The organism is Dyella sp. 2HG41-7 (assembly GCF_021390675.1).
In the GTDB taxonomy this organism is placed as follows: domain Bacteria; phylum Pseudomonadota; class Gammaproteobacteria; order Xanthomonadales; family Rhodanobacteraceae; genus Dyella_B.
In genome coordinates this window covers 3,229,548-3,252,261 of the sequence record NZ_JAJEJV010000004.1, presented here as the reverse complement: position 1 = coordinate 3,252,261, position 22,714 = coordinate 3,229,548, and the positions used below count along the sequence as shown (strand labels likewise).

20 protein-coding genes are annotated in these 22,714 nt (G+C 59.9%); 7 read left to right on the top strand and 13 right to left on the bottom strand.

Annotated elements, in window-relative coordinates:
• Positions 1-50: 50 nt before the first annotated feature.
• From mfd to L0U79_RS15940, 9 genes are all read right to left on the bottom strand, one after another.
• Positions 51-3,500, bottom strand: coding sequence for a transcription-repair coupling factor (gene mfd / locus L0U79_RS15980; protein ID WP_233843234.1), 3,450 nt, complete (start codon positions 3,498-3,500; stop codon positions 51-53).
• Positions 3,501-3,605: 105 nt separating this feature from the next.
• Complete coding sequence (locus L0U79_RS15975) at positions 3,606-4,214, bottom strand: GNAT family N-acetyltransferase (RefSeq protein ID WP_233843233.1); 609 nt, start codon at positions 4,212-4,214, stop codon at positions 3,606-3,608.
• 135 nt (positions 4,215-4,349) lie between these two features.
• Positions 4,350-5,258: a cation diffusion facilitator family transporter gene (locus L0U79_RS15970; RefSeq protein ID WP_233843232.1), complete on the bottom strand. Its 909-nt coding sequence runs from the start codon at positions 5,256-5,258 to the stop codon at positions 4,350-4,352.
• Between the two features lie 24 nt (positions 5,259-5,282).
• On the bottom strand, positions 5,283-5,789 hold the full coding sequence (locus tag L0U79_RS15965) for a Slp family lipoprotein (protein ID WP_233843231.1): 507 nt from the start codon (positions 5,787-5,789) through the stop codon (positions 5,283-5,285).
• Between the two features lie 43 nt (positions 5,790-5,832).
• Positions 5,833-6,762, bottom strand: coding sequence for a 23S rRNA (adenine(2030)-N(6))-methyltransferase RlmJ (gene rlmJ, locus L0U79_RS15960; protein ID WP_233843230.1), 930 nt, complete (start codon positions 6,760-6,762; stop codon positions 5,833-5,835).
• 57 nt (positions 6,763-6,819) lie between these two features.
• Positions 6,820-7,461 carry an NAD(P)H-binding protein gene (locus L0U79_RS15955; protein ID WP_233843229.1) on the bottom strand — a complete coding sequence of 214 codons (642 nt, stop codon included), beginning with the start codon at positions 7,459-7,461 and terminating at the stop codon, positions 6,820-6,822.
• 78 nt (positions 7,462-7,539) lie between these two features.
• The gene (locus L0U79_RS15950) at positions 7,540-8,466 is read right to left on the bottom strand and encodes a DMT family transporter (protein WP_233843228.1); all 927 of its coding nucleotides are present in this window, start codon (positions 8,464-8,466) and stop codon (positions 7,540-7,542) included.
• 120 nt (positions 8,467-8,586) lie between these two features.
• Positions 8,587-10,722 (bottom strand): AsmA family protein, encoded by a 2,136-nt coding sequence (locus tag L0U79_RS15945; RefSeq protein WP_233843227.1) that lies wholly within the window; start codon positions 10,720-10,722, stop codon positions 8,587-8,589.
• Positions 10,723-10,873: 151 nt separating this feature from the next.
• Positions 10,874-11,818: a peptidylprolyl isomerase gene (locus tag L0U79_RS15940; protein ID WP_233843226.1), complete on the bottom strand. Its 945-nt coding sequence runs from the start codon at positions 11,816-11,818 to the stop codon at positions 10,874-10,876.
• Positions 11,819-12,273: 455 nt separating this feature from the next.
• Here L0U79_RS15940 and L0U79_RS15935 point away from each other — a divergent pair, with 455 nt between their 5' ends.
• On the top strand, positions 12,274-13,302 hold the full coding sequence (locus tag L0U79_RS15935) for a hypothetical protein (protein ID WP_233843225.1): 1,029 nt from the start codon (positions 12,274-12,276) through the stop codon (positions 13,300-13,302).
• Positions 13,303-13,320: 18 nt separating this feature from the next.
• Here the strand turns inward: L0U79_RS15935 and L0U79_RS15930 are convergent, their stop codons facing one another.
• On the bottom strand, positions 13,321-14,268 hold the full coding sequence (locus L0U79_RS15930) for a hypothetical protein (protein WP_233843224.1): 948 nt from the start codon (positions 14,266-14,268) through the stop codon (positions 13,321-13,323).
• A 269-nt stretch (positions 14,269-14,537) separates the two neighbouring features.
• Here L0U79_RS15930 and L0U79_RS15925 point away from each other — a divergent pair, with 269 nt between their 5' ends.
• Both L0U79_RS15925 and L0U79_RS15920 read left to right on the top strand, forming a co-directional pair.
• Positions 14,538-14,942: a cupin domain-containing protein gene (locus L0U79_RS15925; RefSeq protein WP_233843223.1), complete on the top strand. Its 405-nt coding sequence runs from the start codon at positions 14,538-14,540 to the stop codon at positions 14,940-14,942.
• A gap of 233 nt (positions 14,943-15,175) precedes the next feature.
• On the top strand, positions 15,176-15,817 hold the full coding sequence (locus L0U79_RS15920) for a phosphatase PAP2 family protein (protein ID WP_233843222.1): 642 nt from the start codon (positions 15,176-15,178) through the stop codon (positions 15,815-15,817).
• Between the two features lie 261 nt (positions 15,818-16,078).
• Here the strand turns inward: L0U79_RS15920 and L0U79_RS15915 are convergent, their stop codons facing one another.
• From L0U79_RS15915 to L0U79_RS15905, 3 genes are read right to left on the bottom strand one after another with little or no spacing between them, the layout of a single operon-like run.
• Positions 16,079-16,675: a DUF899 family protein gene (locus L0U79_RS15915; RefSeq protein WP_233843221.1), complete on the bottom strand. Its 597-nt coding sequence runs from the start codon at positions 16,673-16,675 to the stop codon at positions 16,079-16,081.
• A gap of 26 nt (positions 16,676-16,701) precedes the next feature.
• Positions 16,702-17,406 carry a thioredoxin family protein gene (locus L0U79_RS15910; protein ID WP_233843220.1) on the bottom strand — a complete coding sequence of 235 codons (705 nt, stop codon included), beginning with the start codon at positions 17,404-17,406 and terminating at the stop codon, positions 16,702-16,704.
• Positions 17,407-17,464: 58 nt separating this feature from the next.
• Positions 17,465-17,914: a metalloregulator ArsR/SmtB family transcription factor gene (locus L0U79_RS15905; protein WP_233843219.1), complete on the bottom strand. Its 450-nt coding sequence runs from the start codon at positions 17,912-17,914 to the stop codon at positions 17,465-17,467.
• Positions 17,915-18,058: 144 nt separating this feature from the next.
• On the opposite strand from L0U79_RS15905, the gene L0U79_RS15900 reads away from it, so the two are divergent.
• From L0U79_RS15900 to L0U79_RS15885, 4 genes are all read left to right on the top strand, one after another.
• Entirely contained in the window at positions 18,059-20,464 is a 2,406-nt protein-coding gene (locus L0U79_RS15900) for a SpoIIE family protein phosphatase (RefSeq protein WP_233843218.1), read from the top strand.
• Complete coding sequence (locus L0U79_RS15895; RefSeq protein ID WP_255682809.1) at positions 20,454-20,843, top strand: STAS domain-containing protein; 390 nt, start codon at positions 20,454-20,456, stop codon at positions 20,841-20,843. The genes L0U79_RS15900 and L0U79_RS15895 overlap by 11 nt, the downstream gene beginning before the upstream one ends.
• A 16-nt stretch (positions 20,844-20,859) precedes the next feature.
• Entirely contained in the window at positions 20,860-21,267 is a 408-nt protein-coding gene (locus L0U79_RS15890; protein WP_233843217.1) for a GFA family protein, read from the top strand.
• Positions 21,268-21,443: 176 nt separating this feature from the next.
• Positions 21,444-22,700 (top strand): SGNH/GDSL hydrolase family protein, encoded by a 1,257-nt coding sequence (locus L0U79_RS15885; protein ID WP_233843216.1) that lies wholly within the window; start codon positions 21,444-21,446, stop codon positions 22,698-22,700.
• Positions 22,701-22,714: the final 14 nt, after the last annotated feature.

Below are 22,714 nucleotides of genomic sequence, written 5' to 3'. Positions count from 1 at the left end.
ATGTCCAGAGGGTTCGCAGGGTGTGTTGCGTGGCGCAGAGCATCCTTGTGCTACGCCGCCTTGCGCGCACCGAGTCGGCCGAGAATGTCTTCGGCCGCACGGAGGCGCTCGCTGGAGCCGGGAAGTTCCAGGTTGATCTTCAACTTGTCCTGGCCTTCCAGTTTGTAGACGCGCGGTTGGCTTTGGATCAAACGAATGATCGCCATCGGATCGACTTCGGGCTTGTCGCGGAAGGTGACGCGTCCACCGTTGGCGCCGAAATCCAGTTTGCGAATACCGAGCGGCGTCGCCATCAGTTTCAAGCTTGCGATGGCGAACAGGTGCTTCACGGCATCGGGCAGCAGGCCGAAGCGGTCGATCATCTCCACCTGCAATTCTCGTAGGCTTTCATGATCGCGCGCGCTGGCGATGCGTTTGTAGAGCGTCAGGCGCGCATGCACGTCGGGCAGGTAATCATCGGGAATAAGCGCAGGCAGATGCAGCTCGACTTCGGTCTCGTGTTCGCTGCTTAAATCGAAGTCGGGTACTTTGCCGGATTTCAATGCGCGCACCGCGCGTTCCAGCAATTCGGTGTAAAGGCCGAAGCCGATTTCCTGAATCTGTCCCGATTGCTCGTCGCCCAGCAACTCGCCGGCGCCGCGAATTTCCAGATCGTGCGTGGCGAGCGTAAAGCCCGCGCCGAGTTCTTCCAGCGATGCGAGCGCTTCCAGGCGCTTCTCCGCATCCGCCGTAATGGACTTGCGATCCGGCACGATCAAATACGCATACGCGCGATGATGCGAACGCCCCACGCGGCCGCGCAATTGATGCAACTGCGCCAGGCCAAAGCGGTCCGCGCGATCGATGATGATGGTGTTGGCGGTCGGAATATCGATGCCCGTTTCAATAATCGTGGTGCACACCAGCACGTTGAAGCGCTGGCGATGGAAATCGGCCATGACCTGTTCCAGCTCGCGCTCCGGCATCTGACCGTGCGCCACGCCGATGCGCGCATCGGGAATCAACTCCTGCACTTCGCGGGCTTTGCGTTCGATGGATTCCACTTCGTTGTGCAGCAAATACACCTGGCCGCCGCGCTGCAGTTCGCGCTGGAATGCCTCGCGAATCAGCGCCGGCTCCCAGATGGAAACGAAGGTGCGCACTGCCATGCGATGCGCCGGCGGCGTGGCGATCAGCGAGAGATCGCGCAACCCGCTCATCGCCATGTTCAGCGTGCGCGGAATCGGCGTAGCGGTCATGGTGAGCAGATCGACTTCGGCACGAAGCTTTTTCAATTGCTCTTTCTGGCGTACGCCGAAACGTTGTTCTTCGTCGACGATGACCAGGCCGAGGTTCTTGAACTTCACGTCCGACTGCAGCAGCTTGTGCGTGCCGACGATGACATCGATCGTGCCTTCGGCAAGGCGCTTCAGCGCTTCGTTCACGTCCTTGGTAGAACGGAAGCGTGACAGCACATCGACGCGCACCGGCCAATCGGCAAAGCGGTCGGCGAAGTTGCGGTAATGCTGTTGCGCGAGCAAAGTCGTCGGCACGAGCACAGCAACTTGCTTGCCCGCGGTGGCCGCCGCGAATGCGGCGCGCAAGGCGACTTCGGTTTTGCCGAAGCCCACGTCGCCGCAGATCACGCGATCCATCGCGCGCGGTGCGGCAAGATCGCCCAGCACGGAGTCGATGGCGCGCAGCTGATCGGGCGTTTCCTCGAACGGGAAACTGCTCCCAAATTCTTCCACCATCTGGCGATCGATCGACAGCGATTCACCGCCGCGCGCTTCGCGTTGCGCATAGATCGCCAACAACTCCGCCGCGACGTCGCGAACTTTCTCCGCCGCGCGCTTGCGCGCGCGCTCCCATGCGTCGCCGCCCAGTGAATGCAGCGGCGCCAGTTCCGGCGCCGTGCCCGAGTAGCGGCTCACCAGCCCGAGCTGCGCCACCGGTACGTACAGCTTGTCGCCCTTGGCGTATTCGATGGTAAGGAACTCGCCCTCCATGCCGCCGAGTTCCATCGACACCAAGCCTTGATAGCGGCCGACGCCATGATCGACGTGCACGATCGGCGCGCCGACCGAAAGCTCCGTCAGGTCGCGAATGATCGTTTCAGGATCGCGCGCCGCACCGCGACGGCGCCGCCGTTCGGTGCGTACGCGTTCACCGAACAGCTCGCGTTCCGTGAGTACCGTGAGCGCTGGTTTCTTGAGCGCGAAGCCTTGTTCCAGCGGAGCGACAGCGATGGTGAGTTTGTTGGCGTCATCCAGAAACGCTTGCCATCCATCCACATTCGGTGGATTCAGACCAGCGGCTGCCAATTGTTCGAGCAAGGCTTCGCGGCGGCCGGCCGAATCGGCGGCGATCAAAATACGGCCGGAATACGCTTCGACGAAATGGCGCAACGATGTGCCCGGTTCCTCGCCTTTGCGATTGAGCGGAACATCCGGCGCCGGTTGCGTGCCAGCGTCCACCGCGTGCTCGTGACCGCTATCGACCACTTCCACGCGCAGACGCTTGTTGAGTTGTTCGCGCAACTGCTCGGGCGAAAGATAAAGCTCGGCTGGAGGCAGTACGGGGCGTTCGATATCGTGCGCGCGCTGATCGTAGCGTTCGGCAGTCTGCGTCCAGAATTGCTCGGACGCATCATGCGTGCCTTCGCCGAGTACGAACAGTGCGTCGTCGGCGAGATAGTCGAACAGCGTGGCGGTTTGGTCGAAAAACAGCGGTAGGTAATACTCGATGCCGCCGGGCGTCACGCCTTCCTTCATGTCCTGATAGACCGGGCAGCGGCGTACGTCGATCGGGAAGCGTTCGCGCAGACGGCTGCGGAATGATTTGGCGGCTTCGTCGGTGACGGGAAATTCGCGCGCCGGCAGCAGTTCGACGTTGTCGACCTGTTGCTGCGAGCGCTGCGTTTCCGGATCGAAACTGCGGATCGATTCCACTTCGTCATCGAACAATTCGATGCGATACGGCTCGCCCGCGCCCATCGGAAAGATATCGATCAACGCGCCGCGCACCGCGAAATCGCCTGGCTCTGCCACTTGCGGCACATGTCGATAGCCAGAAGCTTCGAGGCGACGTTGCTCGGAGGCGAGATCGAGTTTCTGCCCTTTGCGCAGCATCAATCCCGCGCCGGTGATGTGCGCACGTGGCGCAATGCGCTGCATCAGCGTGGCCGCCGGCACGACCAACACGCCGCGTTTGACGCTCGGCAATTGATACAGCGTGGCGACGCGTTGCGAAACGATGTCGGGATGCGGACTGAAAACGTCGTACGGCAGCGTTTCCCAATCCGGGAAATGCAACACCGGAAGCGAGCCTGCGAACAAGCGCAATTCGTCTTCCAGCGCATGTGCGCGCTGAGTATCGCGAGTCACCACCACCAGTAGGCCGTTATGCGACCTGGCGGCCTCGGCAACCAGCAAGGCGCGCGCAGACCCGTGTGGCGGGGTCCAGAAGCGGCGTTGCTTGGGGGTGGTTGGAAGGGGCGGGTGACTGATCGGATTCGACATGGGGCGCGCTGCGTGAGCGACGCGACCCGTATGCCGCGTCAATGGAACGCGCAAGTGTAACGCGTTGCGATCAGGCGGCGGCCACTGAGGGCCGGCTCGCTTTGGTCAAAGCTTCAGGCTGATCTGCGCCAAGGACGCTTCGCCAGGCACCATTTTGGCGACGAAGCCCAGCTCTTTGCAGAGGTCGAGCATCGGGCGATTTTCCATCAGCACGTAGCCCCAAAGCTCGCCGACGCCACGGCGACGACATTCGTCGACCAGTCGCTGCATCAGCATGGCGCCAAGACCGATACGGGTCCATTCCAGCTCCACCAGCACCGAAAATTCCGCCGTGTTGCTGGGAATATCGACGAAGATGCGACCCACGCCACGCAGCTCGGCGGGTTGCACGTTTTCATCGATCAGCACGAAAGCGGCTTCCACTTCAGGATCGATGCGGCACAAGCGCTGCGCCATCGCCATTGGTAACTCGGACATTGCATGCATAAAGCGGCGGCGTACATCCTGCGGCGAAAGCCGCTTGAAGCAGCGCTGTATTGCGTTGACGTCGCCGGGCTCGATCGTGCGCAAGACCAGTTCGCGTCCGTCAGCGGTGCGGACCGCTTCGCCGCGGGGCGTGCTCGAAACCGCTGCGGGAGCGAATCGCTCGCGGGTGCGAGCCGGCAGCTCGGCGTAACGGTAGTTGTCGAAGTCGCGTGCGGTGGTCGTCGTCATAACCATACTATAGCGTATTTTTGCTATGCAACATTAATGGGCGGCAAATATTGGGGCCGAATCGACGCCATCCGTGACAGAAAATAGTATCTAGCTCCTAATATATGGCGCGTCGCAACAAGGCTGCGCGGCCGGCTAATCGCTTACATCGGGCTCGAAAAAGCTCCAGCGCACATCCGCGAACTGTGCCTTCATGTCCTGCTCCACCGTGTTGATGGCCTCGATCAGGCTGAGGTTGTCGGGTGTGGGCGTCATGCGGGCCTTGATCGCCACCATCACGTCCGGGCCCATTTGTAACGTAATCAAGTTCAAGACTTCGGCAATTTCGGCGCGGCCGTGCAGAAACGTCAGCAGCTCCGCGCGGCGGCGGGGCTCCACACCTTGGCCAATCAACAAGGCCTTCACTTCGATCGACAGCGCGATGGCGACGGCGACCAGCAGCACGCCGATGGCGATGGTGCCTAGCGCATCGAACAGCAGATTGCCGGTAAGCATGGTGGCGCCGATGGCGAGCGCGGCCAAACACAGGCCGAGCAGGGCAGCGAGGTCTTCGCCGAAAATCACCAGCAATTCGCTCGAACGCGTTTCGCGAAACCAGCGCCACAAACTTTGTTCGCCGCGCGCTTGATTCACTTCGCGCAGGCAGCCGTGCATGGAAATGCTTTCCATCACGATGCCGAACAACAGCACGCCGAGCGCCACCCACGGCCAGCGTAGCGGCTCGGGTTGCGCCAGCTTGTGCGTGCCTTCGTAAATCGAAAACAGTCCGCCCACCGCAAACAACAGCACGGCCACCACGAACGACCAGAAATACAGCGCGCGTCCCCAGCCCAGCGGGTATTCGTCGGACGGCGGTCTTTTCGATTGCCGTATGCCGAGCAACAACAAGCCTTGATTGCCGCAATCGGCCAGCGAGTGCACGGCTTCGGCAAGCATCGCGCCGGAGCCGGTGACGACTGCGGCGATCAATTTGGCGACGAAGATCGCGAAATTGGCGCCTAACGCAAGCAGGATTGCTCTAAGCGAATTGCCGTGTCCGGACATAAGCGCCCCCTGCGCGAAGTACGGTCAATGAATCCCGACACCCACACCCACGCCAAAGCTAACGTTGGGATGCCCTTGGCGCAGCTCGGCGGATGTCCACTGGTGCGATTGCGCCACCGTGACCTCCGGGTACACGTATGACGCCTGATCCACCGCACCCGTACGATTGCCGCTGATTTGTCCGCTCACCGTGACCAATCCACCGTTCGGATAATTGAAGGCTTCGAGATAGCCCGGAAAAATCGCGATAAAACGACCGATACCTTGCGCATTTGGCTGCGGGCGCTGCGAGGAATCCAGCGGATACGCCAGAATTTCCATTTCCGTGTGATCGGGGAAATTGCGCACGTTGACCACGCTGCCGCCCCAGATCACATCGCCCTTCGCGTATTGGTCGGGCGAATGCGCCACTTGCATCGGTATCGCCGTCACCGTGGTGGACGTGACTTTGTAGATCGGCGCGGGCGCGCACGCGGTCAACAGCAGCAAAGACAACGGCGCGAACCAGCGAACGCACAATCGAGTGTTCATGACGATTTCCTTGCGGCGAATCGAGCGACGGTCAGGTTCGAGCTTAACGGGGGCGGCCCGAGCGCGGAAGCGGCTTTGCGTGATGCGTTTGTGAGGTTTGCGCATCGTTGTCCTGCACCAACCAATCCAGACGCCATTCCGCCGAGCGTTCTTGCGAAAGCAAGCGCGCGATGACCTGCAAGGGTTCGCGCAATACCTGATCCAGATTCCAGGGCGCATTGAGAACGACCATGCCCGAGCCGTTCAAGCGCAGCGGAGAGTCGTCCGGATACACCATCAATTCCGCGCGCAATACGCGGCGCGCACCGCAGTGCTGGGTCCAGCGCAAAAACGGTTGCACCATGCTGCGCTGTTTGATCGGATACCAGATCGCGTAAATGCCGGTCGGCCAGCGCTGAAGCGCCGACTTCAATGCGGATTCGATCAAACGGAACTCCGCTTCTTGCGCTTCGAACGGCGGATCGATCAATACCAGGCCACGCTTTTCCTTCGGCGGAAGCAGAGCCTTCAGCGCTTCATAACCATTGCGATGATGGACATGCACGCGGTGATCGTGATGGAACAGATCCCGCAAGCGCGAGACTTCTTCCGGATGCAATTCGCACAATTGCGCGCTGTCCGTGGCGCGCATCGCGCGCGCGGCTTGCAGCGGTGAACCTGGATACACCTTCAAACCATGCTCGTTGCCCGGCACGGCAAGAATCGCATCCAGCCAATGGCGCAGCAGCGGCGGCAGGGTGGTTTGTTGCGTACGCTTCAAATCCGGAAACAGCAGGCGCGCGATGCCGTCGCGGTATTCGCCGGTTTTGCCAGCTTCTTCGCTGTCGAGCGCGTAGCAACCGCTGCCGGCATGCGTATCGATCAGGGCGAACGGCGTGTCTTTCGCCTGCAGCGCCTGGATCAGCGCAAACAGCACGCTGTGTTTGAGTACGTCGGCGAAATTGCCTGCGTGATAGGCGTGGCGATAATTCATGGCGGTCGGCGGGCTGGGATGGCTCAGTATACGTCCCAGTCTGCCGCCGCCACGTCATCAATACGCGACGGTGATGCGCCGGCGCAGTGCGTCGTGCTTATCGAGGCGGTCGAGCAGGGCCACCGCATAGTCGGGCACGGTGATACGGCTGACGCCGTTGGAGTCTGTCAGCAGGGTGTCGCCGCCGACGCGGTACTGGCCGGTGCGTGCGCCATCTTCGATCAGGGCGGCGGGGCTGATGTACGTCCAATCGATATCGGCCTTGCTTGCGCGGAACACGTCCAGTGCCTTTGCCTGCGCCTCCGCTTCCGGCTTCCATGCGGTGGGGAAGTGTGGGTCGTCGATTACGCGTACGCCAGGCGCTACGTCCAGGCTTCCTGCGCCGCCGACCCACAGCAGCCGCTTCACGTTTGCGGCAGGTAACGAATCGAGCAAGGTTTTCGCAGCCGCCGCGATGTCATTCGGGTTGCCGCTTCGGCGTGCGGAAAGACTAGCGATGACCGCGTCCGCGCCTTTGGCTGCAGCGGCCCACGTATTGGGTTGCGCTACGTCGCCGGTCACGACATGCAGATGCGCGTGGTGTTTGGTGAGTCGCGAAGGGTCGCGTACCACGGCGGTTACGTCATGACCGCGCGCAAGCGCTTCGTCAAGGATGGCGCCGCCGATATGGCCGGTCGCACCAAATAGCACGATTTTCATGGTGATCTCCGCCGAGGCGTCCGATGCAGCCAATCGACTATATGCCAAATCAGCGTGTGCAGCGATAACTGGCCGTGATCAATCGAGGTTGTGGCTTTCGGCGGTGCCGAGCAATTCCGGCTGCACCGAAATCCGGTCCTTTCGATGCAGCAACGGATGCGCGAACACCGCAGCAAGAATCACGGCCACGCCTGCGTAAAACCAACCATCCAATTGGCGTTGTTCGCTCAGGAACAGCATGGCCAGCACGATCGCATAGACGGGTTCGAGATTGGTGATCATCTGCATGGCGAAAGCGCTGACGTGCCTCAATGCCACCAGCACCAGCGAAAACGGCAACAATGTGCAAGCGAACGACAACGTAAGCAGCAAGGCCGCGTCGCGCAGGTTCGGAATGGGAAACGCAGGGCCGGTGTGCGGCAGCAAAGGCGCCATCACGGTGAGAAACACGGCGCCGGTGCCCAGTTCGATGCAGGTCACCGTCAATGGATCGGCATGATCGACCATGCGTTTGTTGAACGCGCCGAACAACGCTACGAAAAGTGCCGAAACCACACCCACCGCAATGCCGATGCGCATATGGCCCGGCACGCCGCCCGCAACCATCGCCACGCCTGGAACCACGGCGATGGCGATCAACAGTTCGCGCGGATCGAAACGGCGTCGTGCGACCCACGGCTCCACAAACGCCAAAAACGCCGGCCCCAGCGCAATGCATGTCGCACCTACCGAGGCGTTCGCGAGCTTGATCGACGCATAAAACGTTAGCCAGTGTATGGACACCAGCACGCCGATGCCGGCATACGAGAGCAGCAGCTTTCTCGGCATGGCGCGCAAATCGCGCCACACTTTCGGCATCAAGAGCAACGCGCCCGCCACCAACAACATGCGCCACCATACCAACGCGATGGCGGGCAGCGTGATCAGCTTGCCGAGAATGGCGGTAAAGCCCCACAGCAGTACGCAGAAATGAATTTGCAGGCGGGCCTTGATGACAGGCTGCATGGGGAGCGAGCACGTGCGGGGAACGGTCGCTCATTCTAGCCGAGGCGGGCGCTGCTTTTGAGCGGAAGGATTTGTAGGGCTATGCGCCCATGACGCAAAGGCGACCCAAGCCGCTATCGGTTATTTGGTCTTTGCGCTTGGTTTTTTCGGCGCTGTCGGCGGAGGTTCGTTATGCAGCTGCGTCAGCACCGTTTGACAGGTATTGGTCTGATCCCCGCGACTGGGCACGATCACGGCAAGCAAGGCCGCAGCCGGGGCCGCGACAACGGCAAGCGCCACAGCGCCACCGCCACGCAAAATCAGCGGGCCCGGATGCAAGCCGACATCGGGTTTCTTGAAGGTACCTTTCACGTACAGCGGCGTGCGCAGCGAAAAGATGCGCAAACCCTTCGTATGCGGTACGACGTCGAGGTCGAGTTTTTCGTCGGCGAAGTTGATGGTGCCGTCGACGTCCACGGTGGCATCGGCGGTATCCAGCACGAACAGTCTGCTGTTGAACAGACCGTTCGTTCCGGCCAAATCCGCGGCCGCGCAATTGATATGCACCGTCTTGTCGCCGAACAGCTTTTCGACCACGACATTGGCGACATTCAAACCGGCTGCTTCCAGTAAGGTTTTGCTGATGGCGCCATCGTTCATCAGCAACTTCAATTCGCCATTCGCGCTACCCATCAACGCCGCCACGGAATTGCCGGTGGCGTTCAACGCAATATCGCCGTTGATTTCACCGAAGCTGTTTTGCATCGTTTGGACGGTAGGGAATAGCTGCTTCAGGCGCAGATGGCGCGCACGCAAATCCATCGCGGTATGCATGGGTTGCGCATTGCCGTCCACGCGCAGACGTCCGTTGATCGTGCCGCCGGCCACATCCAAATGCAGCGGATCGAGTTTCAGCGAACCGTCGTCGAGCAGCACATGGGTGCTCAGCGCATCGATCGGCATGGAGCTGGGATGCTCGATATGCGCGGCGTCGAAAGTCACGTCCGCATCCATCGTGCGCAGGCGATCGGTGCGGAATTGCTCGACGGGCAACGCCTTGTCCGTAGGTTGCGCTGTGGTGTCGCCGCGCTGTTGTTTTTGCGCCTTGGTGTCTGCGCCGATAAGCGGCGCAAGATCCACAAAGCGCAGCAATTTCGAATGCACGTCGCCGCTGAGCTTGGGCCGCGCGCCGCCGGTGATGACCTGCAAATTGCCACCGACGTCGCTTTCGCCGACGCGGCCTTTGAAATCGTTGTAACTGAAGTGGCTGCCGTGTGCGTGCAATTCTGCCGTCAAATGACCTTCGGTCGCATACGGCGGCGTTTCGGGCAAGGTAATGCCGATGATGGGATACAGCTTCGCCATGCTCGTGCCGGCGAACCACACGCGCAAATTCAAAGCGCCCAGATGCGTGGGGTCGGTAAGCGTACCGACCAGCGCGATCTTGCTGTCACCGATATGCATGCGCGCCTGCACGGGGAAGGGCACATCGGTCTGCTGTAGCGCGAGCACCGCGCCGGTTTTGCCGGTGCCGGTTACGGCTGCGCCTTGATAACTGCCGTCGGTCGTCCAGGAGAATTGATAGCTTGTGCGCTCCGCGTTGCTGGAGGCATCCGGATGGGTCTTGGTGGCGTCCACACTTTTGCCTACGTCGTGGCCGACGTCTGCGCGCGCGTCGTTGGTCGCTTGCGACACGATCTGGTCATACGGAATGGCTTGCTGCAACGGCGTGATGTCGACGTGCAACTTCAGGCGCGTCTTCGCATCGTCCAGCGCGATATCGCCTTTGTCGAATTGGATTGTGCCCAGCGTGAACGACCACGGCGATGGCGTCGAGCTTTGCGGAAGCGTGAGCTCCCAATTGGCTTCGCCTTTGTTGTCGCGCTCCAGATCCAGGTGCGGTCCGACCAACTGCACGAAAGGCAGATAGATGTGATGAATCAGCAGCGGAAGCGGCGAGATTCGCAAGCGCAACGCATCGAGTCGAACGAATTGCGGCTGCTTGGTCCACGACGGATTGTCGATATGGATGTCGTTGGCGGTGAACGTCGGCCACGGAACGATGGCACGCCATCCTGGTTCGGAAGGCTCGCGCTGCCATGCCGCGGTCAAATTGCCCTCGATCACGAAGGGCCGGCCAATCGCCGCGCTGACCTTGTCGTTGATCAGCGGACGCAACCGATTCCAATCGAACAGCGCAATGAACAGCACCAACGCAACGACCAGCGCCAACACGACGCCAGTGATGCCAATCAGTACTTTTCGGCTGCGCTTCATGACATTCCGCCTTCGCTGCTGAATGAGTTTGCGCGCTGCCTCGCGCAGTTATTCAGGAAACTATGGTCAAGGCGAAGAATTTGTGTAATTGAGCGCCGATGCTTAGCACGGATTCATCTGCTGGCCGTTCAACGCAGGAAAAGCCCCAAATTTAGTGTTTCGCTTCGGCCGATGTTTCCGTGCGCACGGGAACATCGATACTGCAGAGTCCGATCTTGCCGGCAGGCAGCGTGTAGAACGCATCGCGACGATTGCGCTTGGCCTCGACGATCGCCGCGAACGTGGCGCTGTCGGTGCGCAAGACCTGCAGATTTTCGCGTTGCGAGGCGGGCAGATCGGCGGCCACTTTGACCGACAGAATCGGCGTACGTTGCGCCGCTTGCGTGTAGAAACCCAGTGGTCCGGTGCCGCGCGGCAACGCGGAAAGATAAGGCATGCCTTCGATCACGCGACCGGCAATGGCGAGATTGCGATCGATCTGGCGCGGCGCCTGACCGATCACCGTATAAAGCGAACTGCCGCTGCCGCTGTCAGGCGCCACATCGCGCGCGACGCCCACCATGCCGTAGCAATGCACCAGCCACTCACGACCCTTGGCCGGATCGCGCGCGACCGGAAATCCTTCGCTGAAACCGACCTGCGGTGCATACACATCGCCATCGGGCAGCGCGGTCCAAGGCAGTTTCGGATCGATGCTGCGCGTGTATTCGGGCGCAAGTTTCGGCTTGGCGGTGCCTAGCGGTTTGATCTTGCTTTTGTCGCCGTTGTCATCGTCGTTGGGGTCGCCCCATTGCGTAACAAAATTATCCTGCACGCGAATGATCGCCAGACCGTCGAAGTAGTGTTCGCGCACCAGTGTGCGGATGTTCTGCGCGTGCAATGGCGTGAAGTCGGGCGCCAATTCGATCACCACGCGGCCTTGCGGCAACTGCATATAGAGCAGATTTTCCGGGTCGGGCGTGCGCCATTCGGCCGGCTTGGATTTGGCGATCAGCTCTTTCGAGGTGGGCGTCGCCTTGGTCGTATCGGCCATGGCCGGTAGCGCAAGCAACGCGCTCGTCAAAACCAGTGCCGCACGAAGTTGGCCGAGACGCATGGGATTCCCCTGAGGTGGATAGCGGGTTCAGACAGTAGCAAAGACCCACATGCGTGCGAAGTGCGCCTGGCGTCTCGGGCTAGGGTCTGTTCGCACTATTTGCGTGGCCCGCGTTGTCGATGAGTGGCCGTCAGGTGGTAGTGCGTGGCGACGGCTTGACTGGCCGTCAAGCCAAGCCGCGCGCTGCCGCATGGCGGCCACTCATCGACAACCCAAAGGGCCGGGTCTGTTTGCGCGCCAGCCGGCGTCATCGCTCAGTCGTGTACGGACGTACACTCCCTCGCTCTTCCTTGCCTGGCGCGCAAACAGCTCCCGGCGCGGGCCACGCAAATAGTGCGAACAGACCCTAGGGTTCCGTTGACCGCGGTTTGAGGCGGGTCACGGTTTTCGATTGCGAAATGGGTCACAGTATTGAAGACAATTGAATCACCCAGCATCGAACACAGGGGGGCCTAATGATCGAGCTGGAAGTACAGGGGCTATCGCATTCGCGAGAAGGCCTGCTGGTTGATGTGGGCCGTTCCATCATTGGTCTTGGATTTTCTCTCGTAAAACAGCGTCTAGCCGATGACGCCAACGGCGTGCTGTTGACCTTGGTGGTACGGGGCCTTGCGCAAAAGCAGCGCACTCTGGAAGCGATGCTGGAAACGCATCCGCGCATCGTCAGCTTCGACATCGCTCCGTATGTGCAAGGGCAGTCCAGGCCGCACTTCGCCGCGTCGCGCTCGATGTCCTCGGGATACGTTCCGCCTCCGGCGCCGCCGCCGCAGGTCATGCCGAAAATCGAACCCGCGCCAGCGCCATCGACGGTTTCGCAGGCGTCGACTCCGAAGGTATCGACGTTGCCGGCGGAAACAAGCGAGCAAGCGATAGATCCCATTCCGGCTGCGGTGGAACGTCGGTCGGCAGAGCCGGAAATGGCGCCACCGCCGCCGCCGATCGTTGCGAAGCAGGAGCCAGACATCGTCCTGGTTCGCCCGCCCGCGCCGTCGCGTGCGCCCTCCGCACCCTCGAAGCCCTTTGTCGACGTGGCGCCTCTGGATGCGGATACGCAAGCCGTTGAAGACATGCTGCCTGTACTAACGAGCAGTTATCCGCAAATCTTTCCGCATGTGAAAAAGCTGGAGCGATCCGTCGCCGAAGGCGCGCGCGAATCGACCTTGCAGTTGGCGGGACAGCGTATCGGCACCTGGGCCTTTGAGCGCAACCATGCAAACGATGGCACGATGAACGTGGCAGAAGCGCTGGACCGCATTGGCGTTCCCGCTTTAAGCGCCTTGGTCGAGATGGATCGCAAAGGCAATCAGTTGTACATCCGCCACAGCCCGTTGTGCACAGAAGAGGGGCGTTCCAGCTGCAAGTTCTTCAGCGGCTACCTGGAAGGCTTGCTGGGGCCGTTGCTTCCGTCGAAAAACCTGTCGATTTTCGAAGTCGGCTGCCGCAGTTGCGGCGCTAACGAGTGCGTACTGGCGATCATGGATTGAACAACGACGAGGAGAGGCTCAAGAACGTTTGTTGCTCGACCACGGCGCAAAGCTGGTGCAGGCGTTATAGAAATCGGTAAGCACTTTGCGCACACCGCCGACCTCGAACGCGAAGCCGTAACGGAACAAGCCTCTGCGATCGCCGACCCATGCGCCCATCGCTTGTGCGGAGGCGACGCGCGACAAATCCGCCAACGGGTAAGTGCGTTGAATCACGATGGATTGATCGAGCAGCGTAGCGCCTTGATCCTGCGCCAACGTTTCTTGCTGATTGATCTCGAAATACGAACGGGCCGTGCGCGAAAGAATCTGCCGCGCACGCATGTCGCCGATCGTGTCGTACGTGGTCAGTTCCGCGCCACCTTGCTTGCACAGCAGCGTAATGCGGTGCTCGCCGTTGCGGTCGATCTGCTTGAGTTCCAGGAACGGCGCGCCGGAAGAATATTTATACGTGGCAACCAGATTCTGGCGTCCGTTGTTCGCCAAGCCGTTCGCCAACATCTGATCGGCGGTTGGACGAATCACGGGGTCGGATGATGTGCCCGCAGACGCGGTAAGCACGCTTGCGTCGACATCCATTTCCTTGAGATACGCAGCGACATTTGGCGGCGTCTGCTGCGCGGAATACGTTGAGAAGCCGATGCGGTCGCTGCCGGCCGGCGCCCAGCGATAAATGCCGCCAAGATACGCATAGGCGCAGGCACCTTCGCAAATAGCCGTCCGATTGACGTTCGTCGCATTTCGCGGCGGGCGCGGCGTGCCGAGGTGAGTCGCCATCACGCCGGAACGGAACAACCTGCCGAGCGCGATGCCGGCGTTGACATCGCCGCTGGTCGAATTCAAATAAATATCAGTGCCTGGCGGAATCCTGCCGGACTTCATCAAGGATTCGAAGCGCGCGGGCGCGTCGGCGTCGATCGTGCCGTAAAGATAAATCTGCGGCACTTTCGTGATCGCCAGCGTCATTCGGTCATCATTGACCTGCATGGAAAGCTGGTTGGACGGCTCTGCCCGAGGCTTGCTCTTCGCAGCGTGGGCGGCACTGCAAAAGGCCGCGACAAGCAGCCATGCACAAACCAGGGGAAAGGAGCGCAATACGGTGCGGCGTGGTGCGTGGCGAAGGATGTTGCGAAGCGGCGCGGCCATTCTCTGATAGAACTGCGAAACGAGTGGGAACAGCGCAGTTTCCTAGTTTGCGGATGTCCGGTGGGTGAACAGAAGCGATGAGGGCAGCCATGACAGGCAGCAAAGTAGTGAATTTCCTGCAATCTCGTGTGGATCTCACGCGAGGACAAGAATCGAGCTTTCTGACGCCGGATTTCTCGTCCGCGACGCGACGCGGCGATATTTTGACCTGGGATCCCGCCATTGCCGGGGTGTTGGGCGGTCTGGTCGTGCAGGCATTCAGCGGCGACCACGCCGGCGAACGTCATCTGGAAGGCGACGAACTGATCGTCGCGATATCGGGGCAACTCACGGTGGTTCTCCTCGACGACCACGGCGGCGTTCAAGAAACCATCGCGCTTCAGGAAAATGAAGCGACACTTATTCCGTGCGGCGTCTGGCATCGATTGGCTTTCGACGGCGAATGCCGATACCTGTTTTTCGGCGGCGGACGCACCGAAATTCGGCGCGGATAGGTCTTGATACAAACTGTCGGGATGTTGCGCGTAAGTTACGGTTTGAATACCGAATTACGGCAGCTTTTAACTATTCACTTGAGGCCGAGCGTTTAAGCTCTTTTCACGCCTGCACTACGGAAGACTGAGTAGATGGTGAGATGTAACGATTGTGTCGTGAATATCATCTCCCAGTGAATACATTCGATCTCACCATTCTACGGTTTATTAACCATTTCGCGTTTCGCTGGCCCATGTTCGATTACATGGCCATGGCGATGGAAAAGTTTTATTTCACCCGCGGCCTCGGGCTGGTCTGCATTTTGTGGTGGATGTGGTTTGCGGGTGGCCCGACCCAGCGTCGCAATCGCGAGATAGTGATCGCGACAACGATTGCCACGTTTGTCGCATTAGTCGTCGGCAGGCTGCTTGCGCATTACATGCCGTTTCGGATTCGGCCCTTCGCCGACCCGGATCTGATGATGCGATTCCCTGCTGACGCATCCGCCTGCAAGGTGCCCATCATTCGCACGTGGAGCTCGTTTCCCAGCGATCACGCGATGATGTGGTGTGCGGTATCGACCGGCATTTTTCTCTATTCGAAGCGGCTGGGCATCATCGCGTTTTTGTACACCCTGGCTTTTATTTGCTTCCCACGCATTTATTTGGGCATGCATTACCCCACGGACGTGCTGGCCGGTGCAGTGCTTGGCGTGGCGATTAGCCTGGTGCTCAATCAGGCAGCGCTGCGAGAACGCCTCGCAGCGCCTTTTCTGGATTGGTCCGTCAAATACGAAGCCTTGTTCCACGTCGGCATTTTTCTATTGAGCTTCGAGCTGGCAAGCCAGTTCGATGAACTGCGAAAACTGAGCGAGTTCGTCTGGAAGCATTTGTAGGCGCTTCCGTCGCCTCGTCGTGCAAAGCTACTTTGTCGGTATGGCGCCGTCGGTTCGGTCGAGGCGCGCTTGGTGTTTGCAAGCGCGCATGCCATCGACTGAAACGTTCGACGATCGTATCGCCGCTTTCGGCGAATCGTCGCTGCGGCGACGCGTAATCGACCGCAGCGTGAGTGCCGTAACGCCGCCCGCCGAACCCGCTCCGCTCAGCAGATAAAGTGCGGTTCCGATGCAAATCGGGCACATGATGCGCGTTCCAACTCAGGACGTGCTGCAGCAAGACGATTTCGTCGACGAGCTTGGCGACGGCGCCGCGCCGACGCCGCCCGGCAGCATGTCGAAGAAATGCCACAACGTGCAGAAGTCGTCGCCGGGATGGAAGCTTGTGTCCGACACGCGGGTGATTGCGCCGTCTTCGCGCCGGAACACCGATACGCCGGGCGTCCATCCACCTTTCTCCGACACGAAGCCCATATCTTTTGCAAAGCTCGACTCGGCATGGCTCACCATCGGGAATTTCCAGCCGCGGCTTTGGGCGAATCGCTGCTGCACGTTTGGGCGATCGGGGCTCGACACCACAAAGCCGGCGCGGGCCACCACGTGCTGATGCAGCCCGTTGTAGCCATCGGCCCATAAGGTGCACGCCGAGCAGGAAATTCCCATGTTGTGGACGACAATCAAGTCGTCGTGGTCGCCGAAAAGTTCGGACAGCCGCACCGTGCCGTCGGCGGTCGTGAATTCATAATCCTTCACTTCCTGCGGTTCGACGGTGGCGAGCGTGTCGCGCATTTTTTCTCGGATATCCGCGATCTGATGGCGATAATCCGCCAGTTTTCCGCTTACTTCTGCGTATTTCATGGATACATCCTCCCATCAACGATGACTTAAGTATCGTAGGCAATGCGATGCTTTACCCAGGCCATGGCGAACGACAGCGCGTCTTCGTCGCGTCCCTTTGGCGCTACATCGAGGTAGTGATAGGCCGTGTTGAACATGTCGATGCCGCGCGAGTACGTGGAATACGTGTGGAAGATTTGCCCGTCTTCTTTAAAGAACACGCTCACTCCCGGCCATTCCGGAGACTTCACTTGTTGCATGTCGTAGTTGTAACGCGCCTCGCCGCGCGCGATGGCGTCTTCTGAAAACGACACGTTGAAATCGGTATTGAAATCGTTGCCGAACGACGACACCCACTTGAAGGTCCAGCCGAATTTTCTGGCCTGTTCTTGCAGCTTCGGCAGCGGCGCGCGCGATACGGCCACCATCGACACATCCCGATGATTCAGATGCGGAATGATGCCGTTGAAGTTGTCCGCCCAGAACGAACAGCTGGCGCAGCCGATATCCCAATCCGGCGCGAACATAAAGTGATAAACGATCAGCTGGCTGTGCTTGCCGAACAGATCGGCGAGCGTTTCCTTGCCGTGTGCCGTGTCGAAAACATAGTTCTTTTCGACGCGTTCCCACGGCAGCTCGCGCCGCTGCCGGCTCAACGCATCGCGCAGATGCGTAAATTCTTTCTCTTTGGCGAGAAATTGTTTGCGCGCGGCAATCCAATCTTGATGACTGACGACTTGATGCTTTGCCATAGCACCCTCCATAGGACGTTGTGATTTTGGCGGTGCGGCGCTGCGAACGGAGCGCCGCTTATTTCTTTCGAGGCGGAGGCTTCCTGGTCTGCTTGCGTGCCGATTTCTGGGCCGATTGCGCCATCTTTCGTTCGTCGATATCGGCCAAGGTGGCGGCGAGCAGGTCGAACTGTTGCTGCCAGTATTTGCTGTAGCGATTCATCCACACGGCGGCGTCGAGCATGGGGCCTGCGTCGAGGCTGCAACGGCTGATGCGTCCCGTGCGTTCCTGTTGAATCAGTCCGGTTCGCACCAGTACCTGGATATGACGCGAAACCGCCTGCAGCGAAATATCGAAGGACGCGGCCAACTCGGAGACCAGCAGAGCCTGACCGTCGAGTCGCTCCAGAATCTGTCGCCGCACCGGATCGGAGAGCGCGAAAAACACCTCATCCAGGCGCGCTTGCGCCAAATCGGGGTTGGTCTCGGCGCCGTCCACCACGTGCAATGTCTGTCGGATATTCACCATGTAGCTTTAATATCAACATATAAGTTGATTGTCAAGCAATTGGTTGATTAACTTTATCGCGAACGCGGACGAGCCGTTGCGGAACGTTGAGAGCGAATATCCGGATCGTTGATCTAATCCCGGATTTCCCTGGCTTTTTGGCGCATGCTTGAGTTACGCGCTACGGTTTTCCGCACCATCGATGTTCGATGGAACGACCGGTCGCGACACGGGGGATTCATAGCGGTGCGCAGCCTCGCCTCAAGGTTGGCTCTATGGGTGTTGTCCGGTGCGACGCTTGTGTTCGTCGCAAGCGGATTTCTGTTGTTTCGCATGGTGGGCGGCCAAATTCTGGAGCAGGCGCACCGCGAATCCGGTGCGCTGGCGATCGAAGGAAGCAGCCTGATCCAGAAGCGGTTGGACAAAATCACCGACACCGCGCGCGTGCTTTCAACCATCGTCGGCCCGCGCCCTCTCGATGCGGAACCTCTCATACACGATGCGATTGCCGGCGACTCCGATCTGGCAGGTTTGGCCGTTGCGTTTGTGCCAGGCACGACGGTCGCGCAAACGGCCGGACAATCGCCGTTTGTGGGTCGAACAAGCGAAGGCGTTCTGGCGACGCGGGATCTCTTTAAAGATCCTGCGCCCTATTGGAATGCGCCTTGGTTCCAGAAGGGACTTACCTGCGACCGCGGGTGCTGGCAACCGCCATTCCTGTCGCATTCGCGACATCAAAAGCTGGTCAGTTATTCCTCTGCGATTGTCATCCATGGCAGCGCGGTCGGCGTGGTCAATGCCGACGTCACGCTGGATTGGCTGCAAGGCGTTTTGCTGGCGATGAAAGTGCCTGCAGGCATTCATGCGTTTGTGGTCGATCGCGACGGCACCTATCTGGCGAACGACACCGCGAGCCTGGTCGGTGACAAAGCCGACTCCTCGCTGCTCGACAAATTGAATGCGACGGACTCCGCTGAAAAATGGTCGAAGCTCGCCGCGTTGAATGAGCAGGACGACAACGTTTGGGTTTACGACGAGCCCATTCAGGGCACAGATTGGACGTTAGGGTTGATCGTGCCCGACGAACTGATTTACGCCGATGTTCGGCACGCGTTTCTCGCCGTGCTTGCGGTCGGCGCGCTGACGCTGCTGTTGCTCGCGCTGTTCACCATGATGATCATTCGGCGCATGCTGGCGCCGCTAGGCGTGCTCGCCGAACGTGCGGAGTTTGTCGCGCGCGGTGCGTTGGATTTTGCATTGCCGCCCATGCGACAGCATGACGAAGTAGGGCGGCTTACCGGTGCGTTCGACAAGATGCGACAGGAATTGGCGGCGCATCTGGTCGAACTCACACGCATTGCGCGCGAACAACAACGCCTCGCCAGCGAATTGGAAATCGCCCAGCAGATTCAAACAGCGTTGCTGCCAGGCCCGCACTATCTCGATGCGCGCTGCCAAAACTTCGAACTGTTCGCGGCGTTAAGACCTGCCAGGACAGTGGGCGGCGATCTATACAGCTATTTCATGCTGCCCGGTCAACGGTTCTGCGTGCTGATCGGCGACGTGGCCGACAAGGGTATTCCTGCGGCGCTCTTTATGGCGCGCACCATTACGCTCGCCAAGGCGATGGCGTCCCGTGCTCAGTCGCCGCAGCATTTGCTTCAATTGCTCAACAGCGAGTTGTGCAGGAACAACGACAATTGCATGTTTGTCACTCTGCTTTGCGGATTCTTGGATACTGCGAGCGGAAGCGTGGCCCTCGCCAGCGCAGGGCACGATCCGCCGGTGCTGTGGGGAGAAAACGCGCCAAAACTGTTGCAGCTTGCGTCGGGTCCTGCGCTAGGATTGGACGAGGAGGCGTCGTACCCGGTTTTTCGTATCCGCATGAAGCCGGGCGACACGCTGTTGATGTATACCGACGGCGTAACGGAGGCTGTCAACGACGTTTTAGGGTTGTACGGCAGCGAGCGGATACTCGCTAAGATCGAGGAGTTCAGTCATTCGGGCGCCGCCGATCCGGTGAAGTTTCTGGGTGACGACGTCGAGGCCTACTCGGCGGCATTGGGTCAGGCCGACGACATTGCACTGCTTGCGTTGCGTTGGAATCACGTTGGGTTGGAAAAAGGTGCCTCCATGCTCGACCTCGTTTTTCCCGCTGCGGTCGATAACGTATTTGAAGCGTTGGAACGGAGCGACGAAACGTTGGCGCAGGCGCGCGTGCGAGACGATGTGCGAACCGATGTGCGCCTGGTGCTCGAGGAGCTGATGATCAATATGGTCGAGCACGGCGGTATGCGCGACGGCGACGGCATGATCGGCCTTCGCCTCACGGTCGTGGAAGGCGCTGTGTTGGCCGAGTTGAACCACAATGGCGCGCCCTTCGATCCGCTGCAATTCGCCTCCCCGCATCTCACGGGCGACATTGCGGACAAAGACCGAGAGGGTGGTCTTGGCATTCACCTCGTGCGCGCCATGGCCAGCGAACTGAGCTACACGCACGACGAATATGGCAATCATCTGCAACTGCGTTTTGCTTGTTCTGGCATGGAGGGAAGCGATCATGACCTTTGAACTTCGCATCGAGTCGTTGCGGCCGGAGAAATCCACGCTTCATTTGCAAGGCCGTCTGGATGCGCTCACCTTCGGCGATTTCGACAAGAAGGCCGAAAGCGTCTTGGCGCAAATGGCGGAGCGAGGCACCGTGGTATTGGACTTGTCCGCGCTCAACTACATCAGCAGCGCCGGGTTGCGGAGCATCGCGAAAATCAGAAAGGTCATGCGCGCTCGAAACGGGCAGACGCTGATTCTCAATCCGCAGGTGCAAGTGCGCAAAGTGTTCGATATCGTCAAAGCTACGCCGCTGAAAGAGATCTTCGCGAACGAGCAGGAACTGGACGATTACCTTGCGCGAATTCAACAGAAGGTGTTGAGCGAAGACGATGGCGATTGATTTGGCTGAGGGCTTCATGGTGCAACGAACCGCTTCTTGCGTTTGCGGACAACTCCAAATCGACGTGCAGGGCGAAACACTGGGAGCAGGCGTTTGCCACTGCCTGGCGTGTCAGCAGCGAACAGGCAGCGTTTTCGCGGCTTTGGCGGGATACGCCGCGCCGTTTACCGTGCGCGGCAAGGCTACGGAATTCGTTCGAACCGGCGATCAAGGCACGGCATTTCGTTTCCGATTCTGCCCTGTTTGCGGTAGCACGGTATTCCACACCATGGAAGGAAACGACGCATTCGTCATGGTGGCGGTAGGCGCATTTGCCGATCCGCACTTTCCCGCTCCGCAGGATTCCGTTTACGAATGCCGCCGACATGCCTGGGTGCAATTGCCGAAGAGTATCGTGCGCTACGACAAAGATCCGCCGGAGTAAGCGCCTCCGAGCCATCGCGCCCGCAAGCCGGCGTGTACTGCTTGCGCGCTGATCATTCGCAGAAAGACATATGTGGCCGATTGCCGCATTGCAGGTGTTGTGGCGGCGGAGTGAGCGGCTATTCTTGTAGGGTTCGCGAGTCGCTTTGCTGCTGATCGAGGCTGAAGTCCAGGCTTATGAAATTCATCAATAAGAATCTTGCGCATCTAGCGTTGTCGGTAGGACTGGCTTTAACGGCAACCTGCTTGCATGTTCAAGCCGCCGATCACTCCCAGGTCTGGATCGGCACATGGGGCGCCGCGCAGCAGATTCCCGAGCCTCAGAACGCGCTGCCATCGAAGGATCTCGATGACGCCACCGTGCGGCAGATTTTTCACGTTTCCGTGGCGGGGCAGAAGCTGCGCGTGCGGATTTCGAATGCGTTCGGCAACGCGAGATTGCATGTCACCGCCGCGCATATCGCGCGTCCCGTTGCGGCGGATTCGCCCGCCATCGATCCGGCAAGCGATCGGGCGTTGAGTTTTGCAGGCGCGGCCGATGTAGTCATCCCGGCGGGCGCAGACTATCTGTCCGATCCCATCGACTACCCGGTTGGCGCGCTGTCGAATCTCGCGGTCACGTTTCATCTGGATAAAGCGCCGGAGGTCGAGACAGGGCATCCGGGGTCGCGAGCGACTTCCTATGTCGTGCATGGCAATCAAGTTGCCGCGGCAAGCTTCGCGACGCCCGAGAAAGTGGAGCACTGGTACCAGGTTGCGGAGGTCGATGTCGAAGGAGCGAATGACGCAGGATCGATCGTTACGCTGGGGGACTCGATCACCGACGGACATGCTTCCACGCCGAACGGCAATGACCGCTGGCCGGATGTGTTGGCGAAGCGTCTACAGGCAACGTCCGCGACCCGCATGATCGGCGTCGTCAACAAAGGCATTGGCGGCAACCATCTTTTGAGCGACGGCCTTGGTCCCAATGCGCTGGCGCGCTTCGATCGCGACGTGCTCGCGCCGTCCGGCGTGCACTGGCTTATCGTGCTAGAAGGCGTGAACGATCTTGGCGGCCTGACCATCAATGGCGACGTGCCGGCGGCAAAACATGCGGATCTGGAGCATCAAATCATCGCCGCCTATCAGCAGATCATCGACCGCGCTCACGCGCGTGGACTGCGCGTTATTGGTGGAACGATCACGCCGTTTGTCGGTTCCGACTTCTATCATCCCGGTGCGCAGACGGAAGCCGACAGGCAGGCGATCAACGCATGGATTCGCAAGCCTGGACATTTCGATGCGGTGATCGATTTCGATGCCACCGTGCGCGATCCGCATCAACCGGATCGTCTCTTGCCTGCGTACGATTGCGGCGATCATCTGCATCCTTCGCCCGCGGGATACAAAGCCATGGGCGAAACGATTCCGCTTTCGCTGTTTACGCGTTGACGGATGCGCCCAGG

What these genes read in the sequence shown, in the direction of transcription:
- mfd (WP_233843234.1), bottom strand. Translation starts at nt 3,500, where the DNA reads ATGTCGAATCCGATCAGTCACCCGCCCCTTCCAACCACCCCCAAGCAA.
- L0U79_RS15975 (WP_233843233.1), bottom strand. Translation starts at nt 4,214, where the DNA reads ATGACGACGACCACCGCACGCGACTTCGACAACTACCGTTACGCCGAG.
- L0U79_RS15970 (WP_233843232.1), bottom strand. Translation starts at nt 5,258, where the DNA reads ATGTCCGGACACGGCAATTCGCTTAGAGCAATCCTGCTTGCGTTAGGC.
- L0U79_RS15965 (WP_233843231.1), bottom strand. Translation starts at nt 5,789, where the DNA reads ATGAACACTCGATTGTGCGTTCGCTGGTTCGCGCCGTTGTCTTTGCTG.
- rlmJ (WP_233843230.1), bottom strand. Translation starts at nt 6,762, where the DNA reads ATGAATTATCGCCACGCCTATCACGCAGGCAATTTCGCCGACGTACTC.
- L0U79_RS15955 (WP_233843229.1), bottom strand. Translation starts at nt 7,461, where the DNA reads ATGAAAATCGTGCTATTTGGTGCGACCGGCCATATCGGCGGCGCCATC.
- L0U79_RS15950 (WP_233843228.1), bottom strand. Translation starts at nt 8,466, where the DNA reads ATGCAGCCTGTCATCAAGGCCCGCCTGCAAATTCATTTCTGCGTACTG.
- L0U79_RS15945 (WP_233843227.1), bottom strand. Translation starts at nt 10,722, where the DNA reads ATGAAGCGCAGCCGAAAAGTACTGATTGGCATCACTGGCGTCGTGTTG.
- L0U79_RS15940 (WP_233843226.1), bottom strand. Translation starts at nt 11,818, where the DNA reads ATGCGTCTCGGCCAACTTCGTGCGGCACTGGTTTTGACGAGCGCGTTG.
- L0U79_RS15935 (WP_233843225.1), top strand. Translation starts at nt 12,274, where the DNA reads ATGATCGAGCTGGAAGTACAGGGGCTATCGCATTCGCGAGAAGGCCTG.
- L0U79_RS15930 (WP_233843224.1), bottom strand. Translation starts at nt 14,268, where the DNA reads ATGACGCTGGCGATCACGAAAGTGCCGCAGATTTATCTTTACGGCACG.
- L0U79_RS15925 (WP_233843223.1), top strand. Translation starts at nt 14,538, where the DNA reads ATGACAGGCAGCAAAGTAGTGAATTTCCTGCAATCTCGTGTGGATCTC.
- L0U79_RS15920 (WP_233843222.1), top strand. Translation starts at nt 15,176, where the DNA reads ATGTTCGATTACATGGCCATGGCGATGGAAAAGTTTTATTTCACCCGC.
- L0U79_RS15915 (WP_233843221.1), bottom strand. Translation starts at nt 16,675, where the DNA reads ATGAAATACGCAGAAGTAAGCGGAAAACTGGCGGATTATCGCCATCAG.
- L0U79_RS15910 (WP_233843220.1), bottom strand. Translation starts at nt 17,406, where the DNA reads ATGGCAAAGCATCAAGTCGTCAGTCATCAAGATTGGATTGCCGCGCGC.
- L0U79_RS15905 (WP_233843219.1), bottom strand. Translation starts at nt 17,914, where the DNA reads ATGGTGAATATCCGACAGACATTGCACGTGGTGGACGGCGCCGAGACC.
- L0U79_RS15900 (WP_233843218.1), top strand. Translation starts at nt 18,059, where the DNA reads ATGCTTGAGTTACGCGCTACGGTTTTCCGCACCATCGATGTTCGATGG.
- L0U79_RS15895 (WP_255682809.1), top strand. Translation starts at nt 20,454, where the DNA reads ATGACCTTTGAACTTCGCATCGAGTCGTTGCGGCCGGAGAAATCCACG.
- L0U79_RS15890 (WP_233843217.1), top strand. Translation starts at nt 20,860, where the DNA reads ATGGTGCAACGAACCGCTTCTTGCGTTTGCGGACAACTCCAAATCGAC.
- L0U79_RS15885 (WP_233843216.1), top strand. Translation starts at nt 21,444, where the DNA reads ATGAAATTCATCAATAAGAATCTTGCGCATCTAGCGTTGTCGGTAGGA.